Source organism: Luteimonas granuli (genome assembly GCF_007795095.1).
In the GTDB taxonomy this organism is placed as follows: Bacteria; Pseudomonadota; Gammaproteobacteria; order Xanthomonadales; family Xanthomonadaceae; genus Luteimonas; species Luteimonas granuli.
This window is the reverse complement of the sequence record NZ_CP042218.1, coordinates 625484-647945: the sequence shown is the minus strand read 5'-3', so window position 1 is coordinate 647945 and position 22462 is coordinate 625484. Positions and strand designations below refer to the sequence as shown.

The 22462-nt window shown below is 71.2% G+C and carries 21 protein-coding genes, 1 tRNA gene, 2 pseudogenes and 1 riboswitch; of the genes and pseudogenes, 19 read left to right on the top strand and 5 right to left on the bottom strand.

Features of this window, described 5'->3' with window-relative positions; all coding sequences use genetic code 11:
* The first annotated feature begins 1 nt into the window (after position 1).
* Positions 2-952 carry a 4-hydroxy-3-methylbut-2-enyl diphosphate reductase gene (ispH, locus tag FPZ22_RS02900; RefSeq protein ID WP_144890093.1) on the top strand — a complete coding sequence of 317 codons (951 nt, stop codon included), beginning with the start codon at positions 2-4 and terminating at the stop codon, positions 950-952.
* Positions 953-1023: 71 nt separating this feature from the next.
* Here the strand turns inward: ispH and FPZ22_RS02895 are convergent.
* Positions 1024-1099, bottom strand: a tRNA-Thr gene (locus FPZ22_RS02895).
* A gap of 197 nt (positions 1100-1296) precedes the next feature.
* Here FPZ22_RS02895 and FPZ22_RS14370 point away from each other — a divergent pair.
* The 3 genes and pseudogenes from FPZ22_RS14370 to radA form a co-directional block, all read left to right on the top strand.
* Positions 1297-1983 (top strand): annotated as a pseudogene (locus FPZ22_RS14370) (acyltransferase family protein); the annotation flags it as partial.
* A gap of 91 nt (positions 1984-2074) precedes the next feature.
* Complete coding sequence (locus FPZ22_RS02885; RefSeq protein WP_144890090.1) at positions 2075-2365, top strand: acyltransferase family protein; 291 nt, start codon at positions 2075-2077, stop codon at positions 2363-2365.
* Between the two features lie 123 nt (positions 2366-2488).
* Positions 2489-3880 carry a DNA repair protein RadA gene (gene radA, locus FPZ22_RS02880; protein WP_144890088.1) on the top strand — a complete coding sequence of 464 codons (1392 nt, stop codon included), beginning with the start codon at positions 2489-2491 and terminating at the stop codon, positions 3878-3880.
* A 61-nt stretch (positions 3881-3941) separates the two neighbouring features.
* Here radA and FPZ22_RS02875 read toward each other — a convergent pair whose 3' ends face one another.
* A complete protein-coding gene (locus tag FPZ22_RS02875) occupies positions 3942-4724 on the bottom strand; it encodes a cytochrome C assembly family protein (RefSeq protein ID WP_144890085.1) in 783 nt (260 codons plus the stop codon).
* Between the two features lie 87 nt (positions 4725-4811).
* Positions 4812-4951: riboswitch (molybdenum cofactor riboswitch) on the top strand.
* On the opposite strand from FPZ22_RS02875, the gene moaA reads away from it, so the two are divergent.
* The 14 genes and pseudogenes from moaA to FPZ22_RS02805 all read left to right on the top strand — a co-directional run bounded on the left by moaA (position 4943) and on the right by FPZ22_RS02805 (position 14603).
* A complete protein-coding gene (gene moaA, locus FPZ22_RS02870; RefSeq protein WP_144890083.1) occupies positions 4943-5923 on the top strand; it encodes a GTP 3',8-cyclase MoaA in 981 nt (326 codons plus the stop codon). (Overlaps the previous riboswitch by 9 nt.)
* 38 nt (positions 5924-5961) lie before the next feature.
* A pseudogene (gene moaCB, locus FPZ22_RS02865) lies at positions 5962-6929 on the top strand (bifunctional molybdenum cofactor biosynthesis protein MoaC/MoaB).
* Positions 6926-8188: a molybdopterin molybdotransferase MoeA gene (locus FPZ22_RS02860; protein WP_144890080.1), complete on the top strand. Its 1263-nt coding sequence runs from the start codon at positions 6926-6928 to the stop codon at positions 8186-8188. The pseudogene moaCB and the gene FPZ22_RS02860 overlap by 4 nt, the downstream one beginning before the upstream one ends.
* Positions 8185-8445: a MoaD/ThiS family protein gene (locus tag FPZ22_RS02855; RefSeq protein ID WP_144890077.1), complete on the top strand. Its 261-nt coding sequence runs from the start codon at positions 8185-8187 to the stop codon at positions 8443-8445. The genes FPZ22_RS02860 and FPZ22_RS02855 overlap by 4 nt, the downstream gene beginning before the upstream one ends.
* A 2-nt stretch (positions 8446-8447) precedes the next feature.
* Positions 8448-9026, top strand: a complete 579-nt coding sequence (locus FPZ22_RS02850) for a molybdenum cofactor biosynthesis protein MoaE (RefSeq protein WP_144890075.1) — start codon at positions 8448-8450, stop codon at positions 9024-9026.
* A complete protein-coding gene (locus tag FPZ22_RS02845) occupies positions 9023-9406 on the top strand; it encodes a hypothetical protein (RefSeq protein ID WP_144890072.1) in 384 nt (127 codons plus the stop codon). Before FPZ22_RS02850 ends, FPZ22_RS02845 begins: the two co-directional genes overlap by 4 nt.
* Positions 9407-9593: 187 nt before the next feature.
* Positions 9594-10961 (top strand): signal recognition particle protein, encoded by a 1368-nt coding sequence (ffh, locus tag FPZ22_RS02840; protein WP_144890069.1) that lies wholly within the window; start codon positions 9594-9596, stop codon positions 10959-10961.
* A gap of 5 nt (positions 10962-10966) precedes the next feature.
* Positions 10967-11476, top strand: a complete 510-nt coding sequence (locus FPZ22_RS13925) for an aminotransferase class IV (protein ID WP_144890067.1) — start codon at positions 10967-10969, stop codon at positions 11474-11476.
* Entirely contained in the window at positions 11368-11697 is a 330-nt protein-coding gene (locus FPZ22_RS13920; RefSeq protein ID WP_144890065.1) for an aminotransferase class IV, read from the top strand. Before FPZ22_RS13925 ends, FPZ22_RS13920 begins: the two co-directional genes overlap by 109 nt.
* Before the next feature lie 118 nt (positions 11698-11815).
* Entirely contained in the window at positions 11816-12079 is a 264-nt protein-coding gene (gene rpsP, locus FPZ22_RS02825; RefSeq protein WP_144890062.1) for a 30S ribosomal protein S16, read from the top strand.
* A 40-nt stretch (positions 12080-12119) separates the two neighbouring features.
* On the top strand, positions 12120-12632 hold the full coding sequence (rimM, locus tag FPZ22_RS02820; protein ID WP_144890059.1) for a ribosome maturation factor RimM: 513 nt from the start codon (positions 12120-12122) through the stop codon (positions 12630-12632).
* 26 nt (positions 12633-12658) lie between these two features.
* Positions 12659-13453, top strand: a complete 795-nt coding sequence (gene trmD, locus FPZ22_RS02815) for a tRNA (guanosine(37)-N1)-methyltransferase TrmD (protein ID WP_144893875.1) — start codon at positions 12659-12661, stop codon at positions 13451-13453.
* A gap of 126 nt (positions 13454-13579) precedes the next feature.
* Positions 13580-14008 (top strand): 50S ribosomal protein L19, encoded by a 429-nt coding sequence (gene rplS, locus FPZ22_RS02810; RefSeq protein ID WP_144890056.1) that lies wholly within the window; start codon positions 13580-13582, stop codon positions 14006-14008.
* 178 nt (positions 14009-14186) lie between these two features.
* A complete protein-coding gene (locus FPZ22_RS02805; RefSeq protein ID WP_144890053.1) occupies positions 14187-14603 on the top strand; it encodes an RNA-binding S4 domain-containing protein in 417 nt (138 codons plus the stop codon).
* 29 nt (positions 14604-14632) lie between these two features.
* On the opposite strand, the gene FPZ22_RS02800 is transcribed toward FPZ22_RS02805, so the two are convergent.
* From FPZ22_RS02800 to FPZ22_RS02790, 3 genes are read right to left on the bottom strand one after another with little or no spacing between them, the layout of a single operon-like run.
* Positions 14633-15385: an MOSC domain-containing protein gene (locus FPZ22_RS02800; RefSeq protein ID WP_144890051.1), complete on the bottom strand. Its 753-nt coding sequence runs from the start codon at positions 15383-15385 to the stop codon at positions 14633-14635.
* Complete coding sequence (gene mutS / locus FPZ22_RS02795; RefSeq protein WP_144890048.1) at positions 15382-17982, bottom strand: DNA mismatch repair protein MutS; 2601 nt, start codon at positions 17980-17982, stop codon at positions 15382-15384. The genes FPZ22_RS02800 and mutS overlap by 4 nt, the downstream gene beginning before the upstream one ends.
* Positions 17983-18035: 53 nt before the next feature.
* On the bottom strand, positions 18036-19448 hold the full coding sequence (locus tag FPZ22_RS02790) for a diguanylate cyclase (RefSeq protein WP_425463030.1): 1413 nt from the start codon (positions 19446-19448) through the stop codon (positions 18036-18038).
* Between the two features lie 309 nt (positions 19449-19757).
* Here FPZ22_RS02790 and FPZ22_RS02785 point away from each other — a divergent pair, with 309 nt between their 5' ends.
* On the top strand, positions 19758-22352 hold the full coding sequence (locus tag FPZ22_RS02785) for a TonB-dependent receptor (RefSeq protein WP_144890042.1): 2595 nt from the start codon (positions 19758-19760) through the stop codon (positions 22350-22352).
* The last annotated feature ends 110 nt before the right edge of the window (positions 22353-22462 follow it).

Here is a 22462-nt window from a genome sequence, read left to right as displayed (position 1 = left end):
CATGGACATCATCCTCGCCAACCCCCGCGGATTCTGCGCCGGCGTCGATCGCGCGATCGAGATCGTCAAGCGCGCGATCGAGACCCTGGGCGCGCCGATCTACGTCCGCCACGAGGTGGTCCACAACCGCTACGTGGTCGATGACCTGAAGCAGCGCGGGGCGATCTTCGTCGAGGAACTGGACGAAGTGCCCGACGGCAACACCGTGATCTTCAGCGCCCACGGCGTGTCCCAGGCCGTGCGCGACGAGGCCGAGCGCCGCGGGCTGAAGGTGTTCGACGCCACCTGCCCGCTGGTGACCAAGGTCCACTTCGAAGTCGCGCGCCACTGCCGCGCCGGTCGCGACGTGGTGCTGATCGGCCACGCCCGGCACCCTGAGGTCGAGGGCACGATGGGGCAGTGGAGCCGCGAGGGCGGCGGCGGCAACATCTACCTGGTCGAGGACGTGGACGACGTCGAGGCGCTGGAAGTCGGACAGCCCGACAACTTCGCCTACACCACCCAGACCACCCTCTCGGTGGACGACACCCGCAGCGTGATCGAGGCCCTGCGCCGGCGCTTCCCCGCGATCCAGGGGCCGAAGAACGACGACATCTGTTACGCCACCCAGAACCGCCAGGACGCGGTGCGCCGGCTGGCCGCCGAGTGCGACCTGGTGCTGGTGGTGGGTTCGCCCAACAGTTCCAACTCCAACCGCCTGCGCGAGCTGGCGGAACGCGAGGGCGTGGAGGCCTACCTGATCGACGGCGCCGACGAGATCGACCCGCGCTGGATCGAAGGCCGCCACCACGTGGGCGTGACCGCCGGTGCCTCCGCCCCGGACGTCCTGGTCGAGGGCGTGCTTGCGCGACTGCGCGAGCTGGGCGCGGGCGGCGTGCACGAACTCGACGGCGAGCCCGAGAGCATGGTGTTCGCGCTGCCGAAGGAGCTCAGGCTGCGGCTGGTCGATTGAGTCCGCGGTGTCCACGCGGCCGGCGCGCGAACGGAAAAGGCCGCCCGAGGGGGCGGCCTTTTCCGTGGTGCTGGTGCCGGAAATAGGAATCGAACCTACGACCTACGCATTACGAATGCGCCGCTCTACCAACTGAGCTATTCCGGCGGGCCGTGCATTGTAGGGGCGTGGCCGCGGCGCGGTCAAAGCACGGGGTGCCGGGCAAGCTGCGCGCGGGGACGCATCTGTGGCCGCTGCGAGCCTCCTGGCGGCTGTTGGCCGGCCGCCGGCGGCGTCACCGTGTCCCCGGATGGCGGTCCGCGCACCCCTGCGCGGGCCGCGCTCCTCTTCGGGAACAGCGCGCCATGACCACGCCGACAGGCCGGAACCAGATCATCGACGCCTACCGGGGCATCGCCATCCTCATGGTGCTCGCCTTCCACTACACCGTCCGGTGGCCGGACCTGTACGGCTTCGACCGGGTGTACCCGGGATGGTTCGAGCTCGGCGCCTACGGCGTGCACCTGTTCTTCGTGGTGTCCGGCCTGGTCATCACGATGACGGTGCTGCGTTCCCGTGGGGCGCTGCATTTCGGCGTGCGGAGGTTCGGGCGGCTGTATCCGGCGCTGCTCGTCGCTGCGCTCCTCACGTTCACCCTGAATGCCTGGGGTCCGGAATCCTTCCACCGGAGCCGGGCGGATCTGCTCGCCAGCCTGACCATGGACGCCAAGCTGTTCGGACAGCGCTATGTGGACGGGGCCTACTGGAGCCTGGCCGTCGAGGCCAGGTTCTATGTGTACGTGGCCATCGCCTGGGCGTGCCTGAAGGAGCGCTTCTGGATCGGCGTGCTGGCGCTGGCCGCGGTTGCGTCGCTGCCCCTCGGGTCGGCCTGGACCTATCTGCTGATCGCCAACTGGTGGCCGTACCTCCTCGCCGGGATGGCCGGCTGGTACGGGATCTTCGAAAGGCGGGTCGTTCCGGCGGCCTGCCTCGGAGCCATGGCGGCGATCCTGTACGTGATCCACCGCCCGGGCGACTGGCTGGTCGATGCCGGGCTCGCGGCGGCCGTCCTCGCGTTCCTGGGACTGCTCTGGCGCGCGCCGGACTGGCAGCCTGCCGCTGTCCGCGCGCTCGCCTGGGTCGGTGGTCTGGTATTCGCTCTACCTGCTGCACCAGAACCTGGGGGTCACGGTGATCGGGTACCTGACCAAAACGGGCCTGTCCGACCTCGCGGCAATCCTGGTGGCGAGCGTGGTCATGGTCGCCCTGGCGCATGTGAGCTACCGGCATGTCGAGAAGCCCGGCGCCCGGCTGGTGATGTCCTTTTACGAGCGTTGGCGCGTGCGTGGGTGGCTGGGCCTTCCGCGGCCGTGGATCGTACGGGACGGGAATCAAGCCGGGGGCACGGCGGGGTCCGCGAGTCGCGAACCCTGATCTCCCGGGCCTGCTTCGCGGCATGTGGCCGCGCGCGGGCCTGCGACTTCCGCGTACGCCAGGTCTCGCACCACGCGACTCGCGGCCGCTATCCTGCCCGGCCCTCGAGCAGGAACCGCCGACGTGGCGAAAACGACCGTCAAGGCCCGCACCGCCTTCGTCTGCAGCGAATGCGGCGCCGATTTCAGCAAGTGGCAGGGCCAGTGCGGCGCCTGCGGGGCCTGGGACACGGTGTCCGAGATCGTGCTCGAGAGCGCGGCCTCGATGAAGGCGGCCGCTCCCGCGCGCCGCGGTGGCTGGGCGGGCAAGACCGAGGCACCGAAGGTCACCCCGCTTGCCGAGGTGCGCCAGGCCGACGAGATCCGCGTCACCACCGGCATCGGCGAGTTCGACCGCGTGCTCGGCGGCGGCCTGGTCGAGGGCGCGGTGGTGCTGGTGGGCGGCGATCCGGGCATCGGCAAGTCGACCCTGCTGTTGCAGGCGGTGGCCAGCATGTCGGCGGCGCTGCCCGGCCTGTACGTGACCGGCGAAGAATCCCTCGCGCAGGTGGCCGGCCGCGGCCATCGCCTGGGCCTGGCGCTGGATGGCGTGAATGCGCTGGCCGAGACCTGTGTCGAGCACATCCTCGGCCACGCCGCGAAGCTGGGCCCGAAGCTGATCGTCGCGGATTCCGTACAGACGCTCTGGACCGACACGCTGACCGCGGCACCCGGTTCGGTCAGCCAGGTGCGGGAGTCCGCAGCGCGCCTGGTGCGCTACGCCAAGGAGACCGGCACCGCGGTGTTCCTGGTCGGGCACGTGACCAAGGAGGGCGGCATCGCCGGTCCTCGCGTGCTCGAGCACATGGTCGACGCGGTGCTCTACTTCGAAGGCGATTCCGGCAGCCGCTTCCGCGTGCTGCGGGCGTTCAAGAACCGCTTCGGCGCGGTCAACGAACTGGGCGTGTTCGCCATGGGCGACAAAGGGCTGAAGGAAGTGCCCAACCCTTCGGCCATCTTCCTGTCCGGCGCCACCCGGCAGCCGGGCAGCTGCGTGATGGTGACCCGCGAGGGCACGCGGCCGCTGCTGGTGGAGGTGCAGGCCCTGGTCGACAGCTCGCCGCTGTCGAACCCGCGGCGGGTGGCGGTGGGCATGGAGCAGAACCGGCTGGCCATGCTGCTGGCGGTGCTGCACCGCCACGGCGGCATCGCGGTGGGCGACCAGGACGTCTTCGTCAACGTGGTCGGCGGCATCCGCGTGCAGGAAACCGCGGCGGACCTGCCGGTGCTGCTGGCGGTGCTGTCCTCGCTGCAGGACCGGCCGCTGGCCGACAAGACCATCGCCTTCGGCGAGGTCGGCCTGTCAGGCGAGATCCGTCCGGTTCCCAATGGCGAGGAGCGGCTGAAGGAAGCGGCCACCCACGGCTTCGTGCGCGCGATCGTGCCTAAGGCCAACGCGCCGAAGTCGGGCATGTACAAGGGGCTGGAGGTGGTCGCGGTCGAGCGCCTGGCCGACGCCATCGACGCCGCGGGGTAGCCGGCCCTCCACGCCGGAAGGTACCGGGAGAGGCGGGCCGCTGTCGGCTCGCGGGGTGGCTTCAGGCCCGCTGCAGCACCAGTTCCAGCACGAACTTGCTGCCGAAGAAGGCCAGCACCAGCAGCACCATCGCCGCCAGCGTCCAGTGCACCGCCGCCCGCCCGCGCCAGCCGCGCCGCCAGCGCCCGAGCAGCAGCACGCCGAAGACGAGCCACGACATCACGCTGAGCACCGTCTTGTGCAGCAGGTGCTGCGCCAGCAGGTCCTCGACGAACAGCACGCCGGTCAGGAGTGTGGCGCTGAGCAGCACGAAGCCGGTGGTGATGGTGCGGAACAGCAGGCTCTCGAGCTCCACCAGCGGCGGCAGGGCCCGCAGCCAGTCGTGTATCTCGCGGCGGCTGAGCGCGCGCTCCTGCAGCCACAGCATCAGCGCCAGCAGGGCGGCCACGGCGAGGGTGGCGTAGGCCAGCAGCGCCAGCCAGGCGTGCAGCTGCAGGCGCCAGTCCAGCGGCTCGGGCGGCAGGTGGCCGTGCAGATGGTTCAGGAGCAGGGCCAGCGCCGCGATCGGGAAGACCACCACGCCCAGCGACGCCATGCGCCCGCGCACGGCCACCGCCGTGGTCAGCAAGGCCATGCCCAGCGTCACCAGCGAAATCGCGGCGAAGAAATGCATGTCGGCGCCGCCGAGGCTGCGCCAGGCCAGCACGTGCTCGAGCGCGTGCGCGAGCATCGCGCCTACGGCCAGCGCCGGCCACGCGCCGCCATAGCGGCCGTGGCGGATCCGCGACACCAGCAGGCCGGCGGCCGCCAGATAGAGCGCGATCGCGAAGAGGACGGGAATCATCCGCGAAGTGTCGCATACGCCACCTTCCGCCTGAACGCGCGACGCCGCCTCGCGGCGGAGGCGCTATGCTGTCGCCAAGCGGGGCCTCGTGCCCCGTGGCACTCAAGCCCGGCCGCCTGTGTCCAGCAGGGATATGGCGCCCGGGCCGTGGCCTTCACGGGCCACCGGGTCGGACTGGAAACGGGCCGGCTTCCCCTGTATCGGAATGGAGCGACAACATGGCTGCCCTGGTCGACCGTTTCGGGCGGTCGTTCCCGTACCTGCGCCTCTCCCTGACGGAGGCGTGCAACTACCGTTGCAGTTATTGCCTGCCGGACGGCTACCACGCCGACGGCCGGCCGCGGTTCCTCGAGCTCGACGAGATCCGCCGCCTGGTGCGCGGCTTCGCCGCGGTGGGCATGAGCAAGATCCGCCTGACCGGCGGCGAGCCGACGCTGCGCAAGGATCTCCTCGACATCATGTCCACCGTGGCGGCGGTGCCGGGGATCCGGCGCATCGCCATCACCACCAACGGCACCCACCTGCCGCGGCACGTCGCCGCCTGGCGCGAGGCGGGGCTGACCGCGCTCAACGTCAGCCTGGACAGCCTGGATCCGGAGCGCTTCCGCGAGATCACCGGCCACGACCGCTTCGCCGAGGTGACGGAAGGCGTGGAAATGGCGCTGGGCCTGGGCTTCGACTCGGTCAAGCTCAACGCGGTCCTTTTGCGCGGCCGCAACGACGATGAACTGCCCGGCTGGTTCGAGTACCTGCGCGGGCGCGACGTCGCCGTCCGCTTCATCGAGCTCATGCGGACCGGCGACAACCTCGAGTTCTTCGAACGCCACCACGTGCGCGCCGAGGCGCTGGAAGAGCAGATCGCCGCCGCCGGCTGGACGCAGCGCCCGCGAGCGCCCGACGCCGGCCCGGCGCGCGAGTACTCCCATCCGGACTACAAGGGCCGCATCGGCATCATCGCGCCGTACTCGAAGGACTTCTGCGCCGGCTGCAACCGCCTGCGCGTGACCGCGCGCGGTGACCTGCGGCTGTGCCTGTTCGGCGACTTCGGCATCGGCCTGCGCCACCTGCTGCAGTCCGACGACGACTTCGACGCCCTGGTGGCGCGCATCACCACCCAGCTCGGCCTCAAGGCTGCCGGCCACGGCCTGCACCAGGGGGAGACCGGCCTGACCCCGCACCTGGCATCCATCGGAGGATGAGCCACAGCATGACGAATGACAGTCCGGCCGCATTCCACATGGCCGACATCCGCAACAAGCGGCCCACCCGCCGACGCGCGGTGGCGGTGGGCGAACTGGCCGCCGGTCGCGACGCCTTCCCGCTGATCGTCGAGCGCCGGCTTCCCAAGGGCGATGCCCTGGTGATGGCCGAGATCGCCGGCCTGCAGGGCGCCAAGATGGCCTCGGTGCTGATGCCGCTGTGCCATCCGCTGCCGCTGGAACTGGTCCAGGTCCGCTGCGTGCCGGTGCCGGAGCGCCACGCCATCCGCGTCTACTGCGAATGCGCCACCGAAGCCCGCACCGGGGTCGAGATGGAGGCGCTGGCCGGCGCGAACGCCGCGCTGCTCACGCTCTACGACCTGACCAAGCCGGTTGAGCCTGCGCTGGGCATCGGCGGCATCCGCCTGCTGTTCAAGGAAGGCGGCAAGAGCGGACTGTGGCTGCATCCGGAAGGCATGGACGACGCGGAGCGCGCGCACTACCGGCCGCGCGACCTCGCGCGCCTGGACGAGGTGCCCTGCGCGGTGCTGACGCTCAGCGACCGCGCCAGCCGGGGGAGTACGAGGACCGGTCCGGCCCCGTGCTGGTGGACGGCCTGCGCCGCCTGGGCGCGCGCGTGGCCGATGCCGAACTCCTGCCTGATGGCGTCGAGCCGCTGGCCGGGCGCCTGCGCGCGCTGGCCGCCGAGGGCGTGCGCATCGCGCTGTGCACCGGCGGTACCGGCCTGGGGCCGAACGACGCCACGCCCGAAGCGCTGCGCGCGGCCGCCGACCGCAGCGTCGACGGGCTGGCCGAGATGTTCCGCAGCGAAAGCGCGAAGCACACGCCGATGGCCTGGTTGAGCCGGGCCGAGGTGGTGCAGGTGGGCCGCATGCTGGTGTTCGCCCTGCCGGGCAGCCAGCGCGCGGCGAAGCAGGGCATGGACATCCTCGCGCCGCTGCTGGCGCACGCGCTGGCGATGGTCGACGGCGAGGGACACCCGTGAGCGGCGACCTCGCGTACGAGGAGGCGCTGGCCATCGTGCTGCGCGAAGCGCGGGCGCTGGCGGTCGAACAGCGCGCCCCGCAGGACGCGCAGGGCCTGGTGCTGGCCGAGGCGGTCGCGAGCGAAGTCGACCTGCCGCCGTTCGACAATTCGGCGATGGACGGTTTCGCGCTGCGCGCGGCCGGCGAGACGCTGGCAGCGGGCCGCGAATTCGACGTCCGCGGTTCGCAGGTCGCCGGCGACGCCGCCGCGACGGCGGGCGAGGGCGCCTGGGAAATCATGACCGGCGCGCGAATGCCGGACGGCCTGGACAGCGTGGTGCCGATCGAACGCGTCGAGATCCTCGCGCGCACTGGCGAGGCTCGCCCGAGCCGCATCCGGCTGGCCGCCGACGTGCGGCCGGGCGACAACGTGCGCCTGCGCGGCGAGGACATCGCCAGCGGCGCGCCGGCGGTCCCCGCGGGGCGCCGCATCGGCGCGAACGAGCTGATGGTGCTGGCCTCGCTGGGCGTGCCTTCGATCGCCGTGCGGCGTCGCGTCCGGGTGGCGATCATCAACACCGGGCGCGAGCTGGTCGATGATCCGGCGCAGCCGCTGGCGTCCGGCGAGATCCGCAACAGCAACGGACCCTACCTCGCCGCGCGGGTGGAAGCCGCGGGCGCGGAGGTCGTGCTGCGCGAGACGGTCACCGACGAGCCGGAGGTCTTCCTGGCGGTGCTGGAGCGCGCGCTCGCCGCGGGCGCCGACGTGGTGCTGAGCACCGGCGCGGTGTCCATGGGGCGGCATGACTTCGTGCCCGACGCCCTGCGCGGCGTCGGCGCCGACATCCTCTTCCACAAGGTCCGGATCCGCCCGGGCCGGCCGCTGCTGTTCGCGCGCCTGGCCAGCGGTGCGCTGTTCTTCGGCCTGCCCGGCAATCCGGCCTCGGGCGCGGTCGGCTTCCGCTTCTTCACCGAGGCGGCGCTGCGCGCGATGTCCGGCATGGCGCCGGAGCGCCCCCTGCGGATGCCGCTGGCCGCGGCCTGGAGCAAGCGCGCGGAGCTGCGCTTCCACCTCAAGGGCCTGGTCGAGCTGGTCGACGGCGGCCTGCGCGCACGGGTGCTGAAGGGGCAGGAGTCGTTCAAGGTGCTGCCCTTGCTGGTGGCCAATGCCTGGATCGTCGTGCCTGCGGAATCGATGGCGCTGGAGGCGGGCCAGATGGTCGACGTATACGGCCCGGGGCACCTGGAGGCCCCGATGATCGGAGAGGTGCTGGAGTGAAGGTCGAGCTGAGCCTGTTTGGCGCATTCAAGGCGCACGATCCCGGCGCGCGGATCGAGCTGGAGGTTCCCGAGGGCGCGCGCGTGGCCGACCTGCGCGAGGCGCTGGACCGGCATGCTCGCGAACACTGGCCCTCGTACCGGCCGGAGCTGCTCAAGGTCTCGGCCTTCGCCAGCGAAACAGCCGTGATGCGCGACACCGAGGCCCTGGTCCCCGGCGTGGCCATGGCGGTGCTGCCGCCGGTGAGCGGAGGATGAGCATGGAACGCTTCCACTGTGCGGTCACCGACGTCGCCGAGGGGCCGCTGGATCCGGCGGCGGCGATGGGATTCGTCTCTGATCCGGGCTTCGGCGGCATGACGATGTTCGTCGGTCGGGTGCGCGACCTGAACCACGGCCGCGTGGTGACCGGCGTCAGCTACGACATGTTCGAGCCGCTGGCCCTGAACGGCTTCCGCGACATCTGCGAGGACATGGACACCCGCTTCGGGCCGAAAGTGAAGCTCTACGTCGCGCACGCGAAGGGCCGGCTGGGCGTGGGCGACCTGGCGGTGGTGATCGCCGCCGGCACCCCGCACCGCGACGAGGCCTTCCGTGCCTGCCGCGAGCTGATCGAGCGGGTCAAGCACACCAGCCCGATCTGGAAGCAGGAGCACTACGAGGACGGCGACAGCGTCTGGAGCGAAGGCTGCTCGCTGTGTGGCGTCGATGAGGCCGGGCAGAACGAAGCAGCAGTCGCGGATGGGTCCCACGACCATTCGCACGATGGTCATTCGCACGGGCATGCTGGCGGGCGAGCGTCGGACGCGGAGCAGCGCTCCGCCCCGGGGACGCGATGAAGGTCCAGCTCCAGGGCCAGTCGCTGCGGCTGCGCATCGGCGAGGACGAACTCGCGCGACTGCTGGCCGGGGAGCGCGTCGAGAATGCGACTGCCGCCGGCGCCGGCGCGGTGCTGCGGCAGCGGCTGCGGATGGTTGCCGGCGAAGCACCGGCCTTCAGTGCAGGCGACGAGGGCTGGGACTTCGGCCTGCCCGAGGCGGCGGTGCGCGGGTACGTCTCGCGTCTTCCGTGCCGCGACGCCCTGGAATTCACGCTCCCGGCCGGCGACAGCGATGGCGACGGCGACGCCCCTCTGGCCCTGTCCTTCGAAGTCGACGTCCGCGACAGCGTCCGCCGCCGCGGTCCGCCGGCGCGGCGGCGGAAACCCGAGGCCGACTGAGCCGCCCCCCCCTTTTTGTAGGAGCGGCTACAGCCGCGATCGGCCCAGGGCATCGCGGCTGTAGCCGCTCCCACACGGGGCGCGACGGCTCCCACAGGGCGCGACGGCTCCCACAGGGCGCGCGACGGCTCCCGAGGGGGCGAAAGCTATACTTGCCGGTCCGCATTCCCACGCACCGGGTCCCCGCATGTTCGAATCCCTCACCCAGCGCCTCTCCGGCACCATCGAGCGCCTGCGCGGCCGCGGCCGGCTGACCGAGGAGAACATCCGCGAGGCCACCCGCGAGGTCCGCATCGCGCTGCTCGAGGCCGACGTCGCGCTGCCGGTGGTGCAGGCCCTGATCGAGCGCATCAAGGTGCGCGCCGTCGGCCAGGAAGTGCTGAAGTCGCTGACGCCCGGGCAGGCCCTGATCAAGGTCGTGCGCGACGAGCTGACCGCGGTCATGGGCGCGGCCGCCTCCGACCTCAACCTCAACGTGCCGGCCCCGGCGGTGATCCTTATGGCCGGCCTTCAGGGCGCGGGCAAGACCACCACCGTCGGCAAGCTCGCCAAGCTCCTGAAGGAGAAGCGGAAGAAAAAGGTGATGGTGGTCAGCGCGGACGTCTATCGTCCGGCCGCCATCGAGCAGCTGAAGACCCTGGCCGACCAGGTCGACGTGCGCTTCTTCCCGTCGGACGCCTCGCAGAAGCCGGCCGACATCGTCCGGGCCGCGGTCGAGGACGCGAGGAAGTCCTTCATCGACGTGCTGCTGGTCGACACCGCCGGCCGCCTCGCCATCGACGAAGCGATGATGGCCGAGATCAAGGAGCTGCACGCCGCGGTCAAGCCGGTCGAGACCCTGTTCGTGGTCGACGCCATGACCGGCCAGGACGCGGCCAACACCGCCAAGGCCTTCAGCGAGGCGCTGCCGCTGACCGGCGTGGTGCTGACCAAGACCGACGGCGACGCCCGCGGCGGTGCCGCGCTCAGCGTGCGCTACATCACCGGCCGGCCGATCAAGTTCATCGGCACCGGCGAGAAGGTCGACGGGCTGGACGTCTTCCACCCCGACCGCATCGCCAGCCGCATCCTCGACATGGGCGACGTGCTGTCGCTGGTCGAGCAGGTCGAGAGCCAGGTCGACAGGGACAAGGCGCAGAAGCTCGCCGAGAAGGTCGCCAAGGGCAAGAAGTTCGACTTGAACGACATGCGCGACCAGCTCGAGCAGATGCAGAACATGGGCGGCATCCACGGCCTGATGGACAAGCTGCCGGGCATGGGCCAGATCCCCGATGCGGTGAAGAACCAGGTCACCGGCAAGGAAGTGCCGCGCATGGTCGCCATCATCAACTCGATGACGAAGAAGGAGCGCCGCAACCCGGCGCTGCTCAACGGCTCGCGGCGCAAGCGCATTGCCGCCGGCTCCGGTGTCACTCCGGCCGACGTCAACAAGCTGATGAAGCAGTACCAGCAGATGGAAAAGATGATGGGCAAGCTGGGCCGCGGCGGCATGAAGGGCATGATGCGCGGCCTGCAGGGGATGATGGGCGGGCGCGGCGCGATGCCGTTCCGCTGAGCCCGATGGCCGGACGGGATCCGGCGGCGGCCGGCCACTTCACCACCCTGCAGGTGCGCGGGGGCTGCGTGCAGGGGCGCGACCTGCACGTCGACCGGCTGCGGCAGGCCTCGCTGCGGATGTACGGAACCGCACCGGGACCGGACGCGCTGCGCTCGCGTGCCCGCGGGGCCCTCGCCGCCGCGGGCATGGATGAAGGCGACTGCACCCTCCGCATCCGCATCCAGTCCGTGGGCGATGCGCTGCAGGTCGACGTCGACATCGAACCGCCGCGGCATGCGTCGCCGCAGCCGCTGCGGGTGCGTGCGCACCCGGGGCCGCGCGCGCTGCCCGAGGTCAAGCACCTCGCCCTCGACCACCAGCTCGAAGCGCGCCGGGCGGCGCAGGAGGGGGCTGCGACGATGCGCTGTTCGTCACCGCCGACGGGTCCATCGCCGAAGGCACGTTCTGGAACATCGCGCTCTGGGATGGCGAGACCGCGACCTGGCCGGAAGGCCCCGTGCTTGCGGGCGTGACCCTGTCCCTGCTCCGGCAGGCGCTGGCACAGGCCGCGATCCCGCAGCGCAGTATTCCCGTGAGACTCGACGCGATCGGCGCGTACCGTGCCGCCTTCGCGCTGAACTCGACGGGCATCCAGGACATCGCGGCCATCGACGGCCATGTGTTCGGCGGCGACGCACGCTTCGGCGCATGGCTGCGTGCGCTGCTGGCGGCATCGCCCTGGGAGCCCTTCTGAACCACCGCCCGGGGGCGGTCCTGCGCCCTGCCGGCAGGATGTCGCACATGGCAACGCCCTGCGCTACAATTCGCGGCTTACCTCGCCATCCTGGCGACTGGGCAACACGGAAATCACCATGGTCAAGATCCGCCTCACCCGCGGCGGCGCCAAGAAGCGCCCCTTCTACCACATCATCGTCACCGACTCGCGCAGCGCGCGGGACGGCCGCAACATCGAGCGCGTGGGCTACTACAACCCCGTCGCCCAGGGCGCCGAGCAGCGCGTGGTGCTCGACACCGCCCGCGTGGACCACTGGGTCGCGCAGGGCGCGCAGCTGACCGACAAGGTCAGCGACCTGTACAAGGAAGCGGCCAAGGCGTCGGCGGCAGCCGCCGCCTGATGCCCGGGCCGCGCCTCCGGGCGCGGCCGCATCCTGCATCATGGACACCCAAGGGCGCCGCATCCTGCTGGGCAGGGTCCACGGCGCCTTCGGCGTGCGTGGGGAGCTGAAGCTGGAGTCGTTCACCGATCCGGAGCGGGCGATCTTCCGCTACCAGCCCTGGATCCTGCGCGACGCCCAGGGCCGCGAACGCGAGCTCGCGGGCGCGCGGGGCCGCGAAGGCGGCAAAGGCCTTGTGGCGACGCTGCCCGGCATCGAGGACCGCGACGCCGCCGAGGCCATGCGCGGCACCGAGGTCTGGGTGCCGCGCTCGGCGTTGCCCCCGCCGGCCCCGGGCGAGTACTACTGGGTCGATCTCGAGGGCCTGCGCGTGGCCAACGTCGAGGGCGTCGACTTCGGCACGGTCTCGCACCTGTTCTCCACCGGCGCCAACGACGTGCTGGTGGCGCAGGGCGACCGCGAGCGGATGATCCCCTTCGTCACGCCCGACTACGTGGTCTCGGTCGACTTCGAGGCCGGCCTGGTCACGGTCGACTGGGATCCGGAGTTCTAGCCATGGCGGCCGACGCCACGGCGCCGATGCGCATCGACGTCGTCAGCCTCTTCCCCGATTTCGTCGCCCAGGTGGCCGGGCACGGCGTGGTCGGCCGCGCCGGCGAGCGCGGCCTGCTGTCGCTGCACGGCTGGAATCCGCGCGACTACGCCGAAGGCAACTATCGCCGCGTCGATGACCGCCCCTTCGGCGGCGGACCGGGCATGGTGATGCTGATCGACCCGCTGCGCGCTGCGCTGGCCGCGGCCCGTGCCGCCGATCCCGCGCCCGCTCGCGTGGTCTACATGAGCCCGCAGGGCCGGCCGCTCGACCAGGCGAAGGTCCGCGAACTGGCCGGCCTGCCGCGGCTGGTGCTGCTGTGCGGGCGCTACGAGGGTGTCGACGAGCGCCTGCTGGCGGCCGAGGTGGATGAGGAACTCTCGATCGGCGACTACGTGCTGTCCGGGGGCGAGCTCGCCGCGGCGGTGGTGGTCGACGCGGTGGCGCGGCTGCTGCCGGGCGCGCTGAACGACGCCGAGTCCGCCGCCCAGGACAGCTTCGAGGCGCCGGAGGGCGAAGCGGGCGGGCCGCTGCTGCTGGACTGCCCGCACTACACCCGCCCGGTCGAGCACCCGCTGGGTGCCGTTCCGCCGGTGCTGCTGTCGGGCAACCACGCCGGCATCGCCCGCTGGCGCCGGCAGCAGTCGCTGCTGCGCACCTGGCAGCGGCGACCGGACCTGATCGACCCCGGTGCGCTGTCGAAAGCCGACTGCCGCCTGCTCGACGAGGCCCTGGCCGAGGCCGGCCTGCCACCGGCCGTGCTGCCCCCGGACGCAGGCTAGGCCGCTGGCACCGAAGGGGAAAACCGGGTTACAATGCGCGGCTAGCTGTAACCACGCCAAGACGCGGGTCCACGTGCACTCGCGCTAGAACAGCCCACAGGGCACTACCAACAGGCACCCACCACCATGAACAAGCCCTCCCTCAACACGCTGCTCCAGAACTTCGAGACCGAGCAGGCGACCCGCGAGCTTCCGGTCTTCGGCCCGGGCGACACCGTGATCGTCAACGTCAAGGTGAAGGAGGGCAACCGCGAGCGCGTCCAGGCCTACGAGGGCGTGGTCATCGCCAAGAAGAACGCCGGCCTGAACTCCTCGTTCACCGTGCGCAAGATCTCCCACGGCTACGGCGTGGAGCGCGTGTTCCAGAGCCACAGCGCCGCGATCGACTCGGTCGAGGTCAAGCGCCGCGGCGCCGTGCGCGCCGGCAAGCTGTACTACCTGCGCGAGCTGGAAGGCCGCAAGGCGCGCATCAAGGAAGACCTGGCGGGCAACGCCAAGGCGCGCGCGAAGGCCGCTGCCGAAGCCGCCGCCGCCGCGGAGTCGGCTGCCAAGTAAGCCGGCCGCTTCGACGCGTCACTGACGGCCGCCCATCGGGCGGCCGTTTTCGTTGCGGGATCGCGAACGTCTGCGACGTCGCGCGGGAGTGCGTGACTCTCCGCAGGGGATCGCTTGCGCCCCGATGGCCTGGGTGGGATCGCGTCAGGTGCGAGGACGACGGCGTTAGAATCCCACGATGACTGCAGCACACAGCGGACAGGCCGCCGGGGTCTCCGTGCGCATCGATGTCTGGCTCTGGGCGGCGCGTTTCTTCCGGACGCGGACGCTGGCCAGACAGGCGGTGGAAACCGGCAAGGTCGAGCTGGGTGGCCAGCGGCCGAAGCCCTCGCGCGCCGTGCGCGTGGGAGACGCCCTGCGCGTGGTCCGCGGCGACGATGTGTTCGAGGTCGAGGTGCTGGGACTGTCGGACGATCGTGGTCCGGCACCCGTCGCGCAGGCGCTGTACAGGGAATCGGAGGCTTCGCGCACAGCGCGCGAGGAGGCGCTGGAGCTGCGCAAGGCGGCTCGCGACGGTTTCAGGCCGCCGGAGGGAAGGCCGGACAAGCGCGCGCGGCGGCTGATCCGGGCGCTGGGGGACATCGACGCGTCCTAGGGCGCCCGGGCTCCCCCCTTTGCGTGTCCTCAGTGACCGGGTGGGCCTTCGATCCGGCGGGTCCAGTCTTCGGCCTGGCGGGATTCCAGCCGGCGCTCGATCAGCATCCGCCACGAGGGCACCAGCGGCAGCGCGAGCGCCGCGCGCAGCAGCTCCGGATCCGTGCTGCGCGTCGCCAGCAGGCGCATCAGCCGCTGCAGCGGCCAGTCCGGCCACGGGCGTTCGACGAGCGCGAGCAGGTCGCCGGCCTGCGCGACGCCGGGCCGCAGCACCCGGTAGTACCAGCCGGTGCGCCCACTGTCCTGCACGCGGCGCGCCATGTCCCGCACGCCGAAGCGGTCGTTGAGCTTCCAGCAGGGCTGCCGGCCCTGGCTGACTTCCAGCAGCGCGCCGCCCAGGGTGAACCGGTCCCCGAGGCAGACGGTGCCTTCGTCCAGCCCCGTGCCGCTGATGTTCTCGCCGAAGGCGCCGGGCGCTTCCGGCACCGGCGGCCCTCCAAGTTCGGCGCGCCAGGCGGCGTAGTGCTCGAAGGGGTAATGGTGGACGGCCTTGTCGACGCCGCCATGGACGCGCGTGTCACCCTGTTCGTCGCCCTCGAGGCCCAGCTCGCCGATCCGCACCGGGCCGCCGCGCGGCGACTTGGCGATGGCGCTGCGGCTGCCCGGGCGGGTGTAGGGCACGGCGACGCCGGTGAGCAGCGCGTCGATGCGCACGGCCACATCAGTCGGCCCGCTGACGGTGCGGCGGCCGGTGGAGGGTGCCGCCGGCGGCTGTCCGTTCATGACAGCGCCTTGAGCCGGTACAGCGCTTCCAGCGCCTGCTTCGGCGTGAGTTCGTCGGGATCGATGCCGGCCAGCGCCTCGAGCGCAGCCGAGGAGGGCGCGAACAGCCCGAACTGCTGCGGTGCGTCCAGCGTCTCCGGCGACATTGGCGGCGAGGCGGCCGGCCCCTGCTGCTCCAGCTCCGCCAGCCGCGCGCGCGCCTGGCGCAGCACCGGCTTCGGCAGCCCCGCCAGCGCCGCCACCTGCAGGCCGAAGCTGCGGTTGGCCGGACCGGGCTTGACCGCATGCATGAACACCAGCGCATCGCCATGCTCGACCGCGTCCAGGTGCACGTTGGCGATGCCACTACCCGGCGTGGCCAGCGCGGTCAGCTCGAAGTAGTGGGTTGCGAACAGCGTGTAGCAGCGGTTGTGCTCGGCCAGGTGGCGCGCGCAGGCCTCGGCCAGCGCCAGGCCGTCGTAGGTCGAGGTGCCGCGGCCGATCTCGTCCATCAGCACCAGCGACTGGGCGGTGGCGTGGTGGAGGATGTGGCTGGTCTCGCTCATCTCGACCATGAAGGTCGACTGGCCGCGGGCGAGGTCGTCGCCGGCGCCGATGCGGGTCAGGATGCGGTCGATCGGGCCGATGCGCGCGCGCGCCGCCGGCACGAAGCTGCCGATGTACGCCAGCAGCACGATCAGCGCGTTCTGGCGCATGTAGGTGCTCTTGCCGCCCATGTTCGGGCCGGTGATCACCAGCATGCGCGGGCGGTCGCCGGCGGGATCGCCGTCGAGCACCAGGTCATTGGGCTCGAAGGGCTCCTCGCGCACCGTCTCGACCACCGGATGGCGGCCGCGCTCGATCTCGAGGCAGGGCGCGTCGACCAGCTCCGGCCGCGCCCAGTCCAGCGCCTGCGCGCGCTCGGCCAGGCCTGCCAGCACGTCCAGTTCGGCCAGGGCCGCGGCGCAGCGCTTCAGCGATTCCAGGTGCAAATTCAGTTCGTCCAGCAACTGCTCGTACAGCAGGCGCTCGCGTGCGAGGGCACGCTCGCGCGCGGACAGCACCTTGTCCTCGAAGCCCTTGAGCTCCTCGGTGATGTAGCGCTCGGCGTTGGTGAGCGTCTGCCGCCGCGTGTAGTGCGTCGGCGCCTTCGCCGCGTGGGCCTTGCCGACCTCGATGTAATAGCCGTGCACGCGGTTGTAGCCGACCTTGAGCGTGGCGATGCCGGTGGCTTCGCGTTCGCGCGCCTCGAGGTCGAGCAGGAACTGGTCGGCGTGCGTGGACAGCCGGCGCAGCTCGGCGAGCTCGACGTCGAAGCCGTCCGCGAAGACGCCGCCGTCGCGGGCCAGCACCGGTGGCTGCTCCACCAGCGCGTCCGCCAGCAGGGCGGCCTGCGCGGCGTGCTCGCCCAGGCTGTCGACCAGCGCCTGCAGCCGCGGCGAGTCCACCGGCGCCAGCAGCGCGCGAACGTCCGGAAGCATGTCCAGCGCGTCGCGCAGCGTCGACAGGTCGCGCGGTCGCGCCGAGCGCAGTGCGATGCGCGACAGGATGCGCTCGACGTCGCCGAGCGCGCGGAAACGCTCGCGCAGGTCGCGTTCCTCCCCTCCGTCGATCAGTGCCGCCACCGCATGCTGGCGCTGGCCGACCACCCCGCGGTCGCGCAGCGGCCGGTGCAGCCAGCGCCGCAGCAGGCGCCCGCCCATCGGCGTCACCGTGCTGTCGAGCACGCCGAGCAGGGTGTGCTTCTGCTCGCCGTCGACCCGGGTGTCGAGTTCCAGGTGGCGGCGGGTAGCGGCGTTCATGGCGATGGCGCCGTCGCTGGACTCCACCGCGATTGAGGTGAGATGTGGCAGGCGCTGCTTCTGCGTCTCTTCCACGTAGCCGAGCAGGGCGCCGGCCGCGGCGATCGCCTGCGGCCGGTCCTCGATGCCGAAGGCACCGAGGTCGTGCAGGCCGAAGAAGCGCAGCAGCTGGCGGCGACCGCTGTCGGCGTCGAACAGCCAGGGCGCGCGCCGGCGCAGGCCGCCGCGGGCGGTGGCGCAGGGCGGCCAGCCCTCCTCGTCAGGCAGCAGCACCTCGGCCGGATCCAGGCGCGCCAGTTCGGCCTCCAGCGCATCGTCGCCGGCGACCTCGTTGACCAGGAAGCGCCCGCCGGCGAGGTCGGCCCAGGCCAGGCCATAGCCGGAGCGGCCGCGGCTGAGCGCCAGCAGCAGGGTGTCGCGGCGCTCGGACAGCAGTGCCTCGTCGGTGACGGTTCCCGGGGTGACGATGCGCACGACCCGGCGCTCGACCAGGCCCTTGCTGGTGGCGGGATCGCCGACCTGTTCGCAGATGGCGACGCTCTCGCCCAGCGCGACCAGCCGCGCGAGGTAGCCCTCGGCCGAATGGTGCGGCACGCCGGCCATCGGGATCGGCGCGCCGCCGGAGCTGCCGCGCTGGGTCAGGGTGATGTCGAGCAGCTTCGCCGCCCGGCGGGCGTCGTCGTAGAACAGCTCGTAGAAGTCGCCCATGCGGAAGAACAGCAGCACGTCCGGGTGCTCCGCCTTGGCGGCGAAGAACTGCTTCATCAGCGGGGTGTGTTCGGGCGTCTTGTCCAGCGTCGTTCGTCCGGGCGGCATGGCGCGCGCTCGCGCGCAGGGGCCCCGGATTGTAGCCGGGTGGGCCGGGCCGATCAGCCGCGCAGGGCGCGAACGCCCGGCGGATCGGGCAGCCCGCCGTCGTCCACCACCACGCGGTCGCGGCCGCCGCGCTTGGCCTGGTACATGGCCGCGTCGGCGCGGGCGAGCACGCGCTCATAGTCCGGGTGGCCGTCCTGCACGGCGACGCCGATGCTGGCGGTGAGCGGCAGCGATGTGCCGTCGGCCAGGACCACCGGCGAGGACGCGATGGCGTTGCGCAGGCCCTCGGCGATGGCGATGGCGTCGTCCAGGGACACGGACCCGAGCACCACCACGAACTCCTCGCCGCCGTAGCGGAACAGGTAGTCGCTGCCGCGCGTGTTTTCGACCAGCAGCGCGGCGACATGCTTGAGGGCGCGGTCGCCGGCCTCGTGGCCGTGGGTGTCGTTGATCGACTTGAAGTGGTCGAGGTCGAGCATCAGCACCGCGAACTGGCGCCCGGTATTGGCCTGCAGCGCGATCTCGCGGCGGAGGATGGTGGGCAGGAAACGGCGGTTGAGCAGGCGGGTCAGCGCGTCGCGGCCGGACTCGAGGTCGCCGATGCCGTCGAACATCATCGTCACCAGACTGCGGATGGCGTCGGCGCCCGCGCGCAGTTCGTCCAGCAGTTCGCGGCGCGCGGCGGCCGTGGTGGCCTCGGGCAGGCGGGCGCGCAGGGTGCTGTCCATGCGCGCGGCGATCAGGTTGACCTCGCGGGTCTCGGCGGTGTCGCCGAAGCTGGCCATGCCCTTGTGCAGGAACCACAGCCCGAACTCCGAGCGCGAGAGCTGCAGCGGCGCCGCGGGGCCGGGTGCGTCCGACGTCAGGGCGTAGAGCAGGGCGTTCTCCCAGGTCAGCAGCAGGGCGCGCTGGCGCTCGCGCTCGGTGCCGATGTTCTGGATCAGCGAGAACAGGCGGAAGGCGCCGTCGACCTGTCCGGCGGCGTCGCGCGAGCGGCTGTAGGCGCGGGTCATCGATTCCAGGGCGATGTCCACCAGGCCGTCGGCGCAGAGGATGGCCTCCAGGGCGAGCCCTTCGCTGCCGGCGCGCTGGCGGATGCCGGCGTGGAGGTCGTCCTTGAGCCTGCGTGCACCGCGGCTGACCAGGTCCACTGGAATGCCGATGCGGGCATGGACGTGCCCCACGTGCTCCTGGGTGGCGTGCAGGGCTTCGACTCCGTCCGCTCCGGCGGACAGCAGCTCGGCCAGCCAGCGCTGCAGCGAGGGCTTGAGCCGCTCCCGCACCTGGTCGACGTTGAGGTAGCGCGATGCCCGCGGGTCCTCGAGCATGTCCCCGTAGAAATGGTCGGCCAGCGCCGGACCACCGGCCGCGACCACCTCGGCGAGCAGGGTCCGCACCTCCTCCGGAACGGCGTCGAGCCGCCGGCGCCAGTCCTCCAGCAGCCGCGGGTCGTCAGGTGGGGGCAGGGGCCGGGGAGCGGGTCGGGTCTGGACCTGGGTTTCGGCCCGGGTCTGGGTCTGGGAGCGGGGCGGGGACATCGTTGCATTGTCGCCCTTTCCAGCGCGCAAGTGGGATGGGCAGAGGCGACGGATCGTCGCCCGCGCAGCCACATACGCATGCGTCCGGAATTGTGCTAGCGTCCATCGCAAGGCTGCGGAACCGCAGCACCGGGCCAGTCCCCCACGCGGGCCCGGTGCGTCCCGCCATGGTCGCCATGGTGGCGGTCGCGCCGGATGCCGATGACTCAAACCGACTCGTCACGTAGGGGGGACACCATGGTCTCAGACCATCCGCAACGCCATGCGCTCGCCACGGCGCTTCTCGCAATCCTTGCCACACCGGCCCTGGTTTCCCCGGCGCATGCCCAGGATGCGCCCAGGACCGAAGACCAGCCGACCACGCTGTCCGCGATCACGGTCACCGCGCAGAAGCGCGAGGAGGCACTGCAGGACGTGCCGATCGTGGTCAATGTCCTTGACGAACAACTGCTCAGGGACACCGGCGTGCGCGACATCAAGGACATGCAGGTGCTCGTGCCCGGCCTGACCGTCACCAGCACGCAGTCGGCGGCGCAGACCACCGCGCGCATCCGCGGCATCGGCACGGTGGGCGACAACGCCGGCCTCGAGTCCTCGGTGGGCGTGGTGATCGACGGCGTCTACCGTTCGCGCAACAGCGTCGGCTTCGGCGACCTCGGCGAGGTCGAGCGCATCGAGGTGCTGAAGGGTCCGCAGGGCACGGTGTTCGGCAAGAACACATCGGCGGGCGTGATCAACGTGGTGACCCGCCGTCCCAGCTACTCACAGACCGCCGAAGCCGAGATCACCGCCGGCAACTACGGCCTGATGGGCGTCTCCGGCGCCTACAACGACGCCCTGGGCGAGAACGCGGCCTTCCGCGTCTACGCCGGCAAGCGCAAGCGCGACGGCGTGGACGATGTGCGCACCGGCGCCGGCCCGCGCACGGAAACCGACGACGGCGACCAGAACTACCACACCGTGCGCGGCCAGCTGCTGATCGAGCCCAGCGATACGCTCGACATCAACCTGACCGCCGACTACACCAGTCGCGAAGAGAACTGCTGCGTCACCGTCACCACCCACCGCGGGCCGACGGCGGCGATCATCAATGCGCTCACGCCGGGCGGCGAGGGCGTGATCCCGGTGGCCGACCCGGAGCGCCGCCTGGCCTATGCCAACCGCTCCACCTCCCAGGACCTCAAGGACAAGGGCGTGTCGATGCAGATCGACTGGGATTCGCCCTGGTTCGGCGATGCCACCCTGAGCTCGATCACCGCTTTCCGCGACTGGCAGGCGATCAACGGGCTGGACTTCGACTACAGCGCCGCGGACATCCTCTACCGCGCGCCCGACGAGGACGAGTCCCTGACCCGCTTCGAGACCTTCAGCCAGGAGCTGCGCCTCACCGGTTCCACCGAGCGGCTGGACTGGATGGTGGGCGTCTTCTATTCGGACGAGGACCTGGACCGCAACGATTCCTACCGCTTCGGCGCGGCCTACGAGCCCTACCTGTCGACCCTGGTGGGCAGCCAGGTGCTCGCCGGCATCGCCGCGCAGCTCGCGCCCATGGGGCTGACGGTCAACCAGGCCAACCCGGCGACCTTCCTGTCCCAGGTCAGCGGCAGGCCGTTCGGCAGCAACTACATGGGGCTGGCCGCGCTCGACCGGCACGAGCAGAACGCGCGCAGCGCCGCGATCTTCACCAACAACACCTTCCACGCCACCGACGCCCTCGACATCACCGTGGGCCTGCGCTACACCCACGAGAAGAAGGAGCTGCATTCGGTCTACAGCAATCCCAACGGGAGCGTGGGCTGTGGCTCGACGCTGGCCAATCCGGCCGCGCGCGTCGGCGGAGCGCTGGCGCAGCGCATCAACGGCTTCACCAGCCTGCCGGCGGCGCTGCAGCAGCAGTTGCTGGGCGCGCTGGTCCCCGCGGTGGCCCCGCAGGTGGCCGGGTACATGTGCCTGCCCTGGGCCAACATCGCCCACCACGGCCGCGACGTGCGCCAGTCGCGCACGGAGAAGGAATGGTCGGGCACGTTCAAGGTGGCCTACGACTGGTCCGACGACGTCATGACCTACGCTTCGCTGGCGCGCGGCTACAAGGCCGGCGGCTTCAACCTTGATCGCGTGCAGTCCTCCAACGGGCTGTCCAGCGGCGTGCAGGGCATCACCCCCGTCGACGACACCTCGTTCCCGGGCGAGTTCGTCAACAGCTTCGAGCTGGGCCTGAAGACCACCTGGGCCGACGGCAACATGCTGTTCAACGCCGCGCTGTTCTACCAGGACTACGAGGACTTCCAGCTCAACAGCTTCCTGGGCACGAGCTTCGTGGTGCGCTCGATCCCGGAAGTGGTCTCGCAGGGCTTCGAGGTCGACCTGATGTGGCAGACGCCGGTGCGCGGCCTGATGCTTCAGGGCGGCCTGACGTACGCGCAGACCGAGTACGGCGACGACCTGCTGCCCGACGCCGACCTCGTCCTGCTGCCGGGCAACCAGATGAGCTTCGCGCCGGAATGGTCCGGCAACGCCGCGCTCAGCTACGAGTGGGATTTCGGCGGCAACTACCTCGGTCGCTTCAACATCGGCGCCAAGTACATGTCCGACTACAACACCGGCTCGGACCTCGATCCGCAGAAGGCGCAGGACAGCTTCACCCTGCTCAACGCACGGATCGGCTTCGGCCGGCAGGACCGCCGCTGGATGGTCGAGTTCTGGGGCCAGAACCTCACCGACGAGACCTACAAGCAGGTGGGCATCGACGCGCCGATCCAGGCCGGTTCGTGGAACGCCTTCCTCGGAGCGCCGCGCACCTACGGCGTGACCTTCCGGTTCAACTACTACTGAGTTTCCCGCTCCACGCCTCTGGCACCCGACGGCCCGCTCGCGCGGGCCGTCGGCTTTCCGCGGCCTCATCACGCGACAAGCTCCGCCGCAGCGTCGATACTGGGCGCTTT

What these genes read in the sequence shown, in the direction of transcription:
- moaA (WP_144890083.1), top strand. Translation starts at nt 4,943, where the DNA reads ATGGCTGCCCTGGTCGACCGTTTCGGGCGGTCGTTCCCGTACCTGCGC.
- ffh (WP_144890069.1), top strand. Translation starts at nt 9,594, where the DNA reads ATGTTCGAATCCCTCACCCAGCGCCTCTCCGGCACCATCGAGCGCCTG.
- FPZ22_RS02845 (WP_144890072.1), top strand. Translation starts at nt 9,023, where the DNA reads ATGAAGGTCCAGCTCCAGGGCCAGTCGCTGCGGCTGCGCATCGGCGAG.
- FPZ22_RS02875 (WP_144890085.1), bottom strand. Translation starts at nt 4,724, where the DNA reads ATGATTCCCGTCCTCTTCGCGATCGCGCTCTATCTGGCGGCCGCCGGC.
- FPZ22_RS02805 (WP_144890053.1), top strand. Translation starts at nt 14,187, where the DNA reads ATGACTGCAGCACACAGCGGACAGGCCGCCGGGGTCTCCGTGCGCATC.
- trmD (WP_144893875.1), top strand. Translation starts at nt 12,659, where the DNA reads ATGCGCATCGACGTCGTCAGCCTCTTCCCCGATTTCGTCGCCCAGGTG.
- FPZ22_RS02785 (WP_144890042.1), top strand. Translation starts at nt 19,758, where the DNA reads ATGGTCTCAGACCATCCGCAACGCCATGCGCTCGCCACGGCGCTTCTC.
- FPZ22_RS13925 (WP_144890067.1), top strand. Translation starts at nt 10,967, where the DNA reads ATGGCCGGACGGGATCCGGCGGCGGCCGGCCACTTCACCACCCTGCAG.
- rimM (WP_144890059.1), top strand. Translation starts at nt 12,120, where the DNA reads ATGGACACCCAAGGGCGCCGCATCCTGCTGGGCAGGGTCCACGGCGCC.
- FPZ22_RS02850 (WP_144890075.1), top strand. Translation starts at nt 8,448, where the DNA reads ATGGAACGCTTCCACTGTGCGGTCACCGACGTCGCCGAGGGGCCGCTG.
- rpsP (WP_144890062.1), top strand. Translation starts at nt 11,816, where the DNA reads ATGGTCAAGATCCGCCTCACCCGCGGCGGCGCCAAGAAGCGCCCCTTC.
- rplS (WP_144890056.1), top strand. Translation starts at nt 13,580, where the DNA reads ATGAACAAGCCCTCCCTCAACACGCTGCTCCAGAACTTCGAGACCGAG.
- FPZ22_RS02800 (WP_144890051.1), bottom strand. Translation starts at nt 15,385, where the DNA reads ATGAACGGACAGCCGCCGGCGGCACCCTCCACCGGCCGCCGCACCGTC.
- mutS (WP_144890048.1), bottom strand. Translation starts at nt 17,982, where the DNA reads ATGCCGCCCGGACGAACGACGCTGGACAAGACGCCCGAACACACCCCG.
- ispH (WP_144890093.1), top strand. Translation starts at nt 2, where the DNA reads ATGGACATCATCCTCGCCAACCCCCGCGGATTCTGCGCCGGCGTCGAT.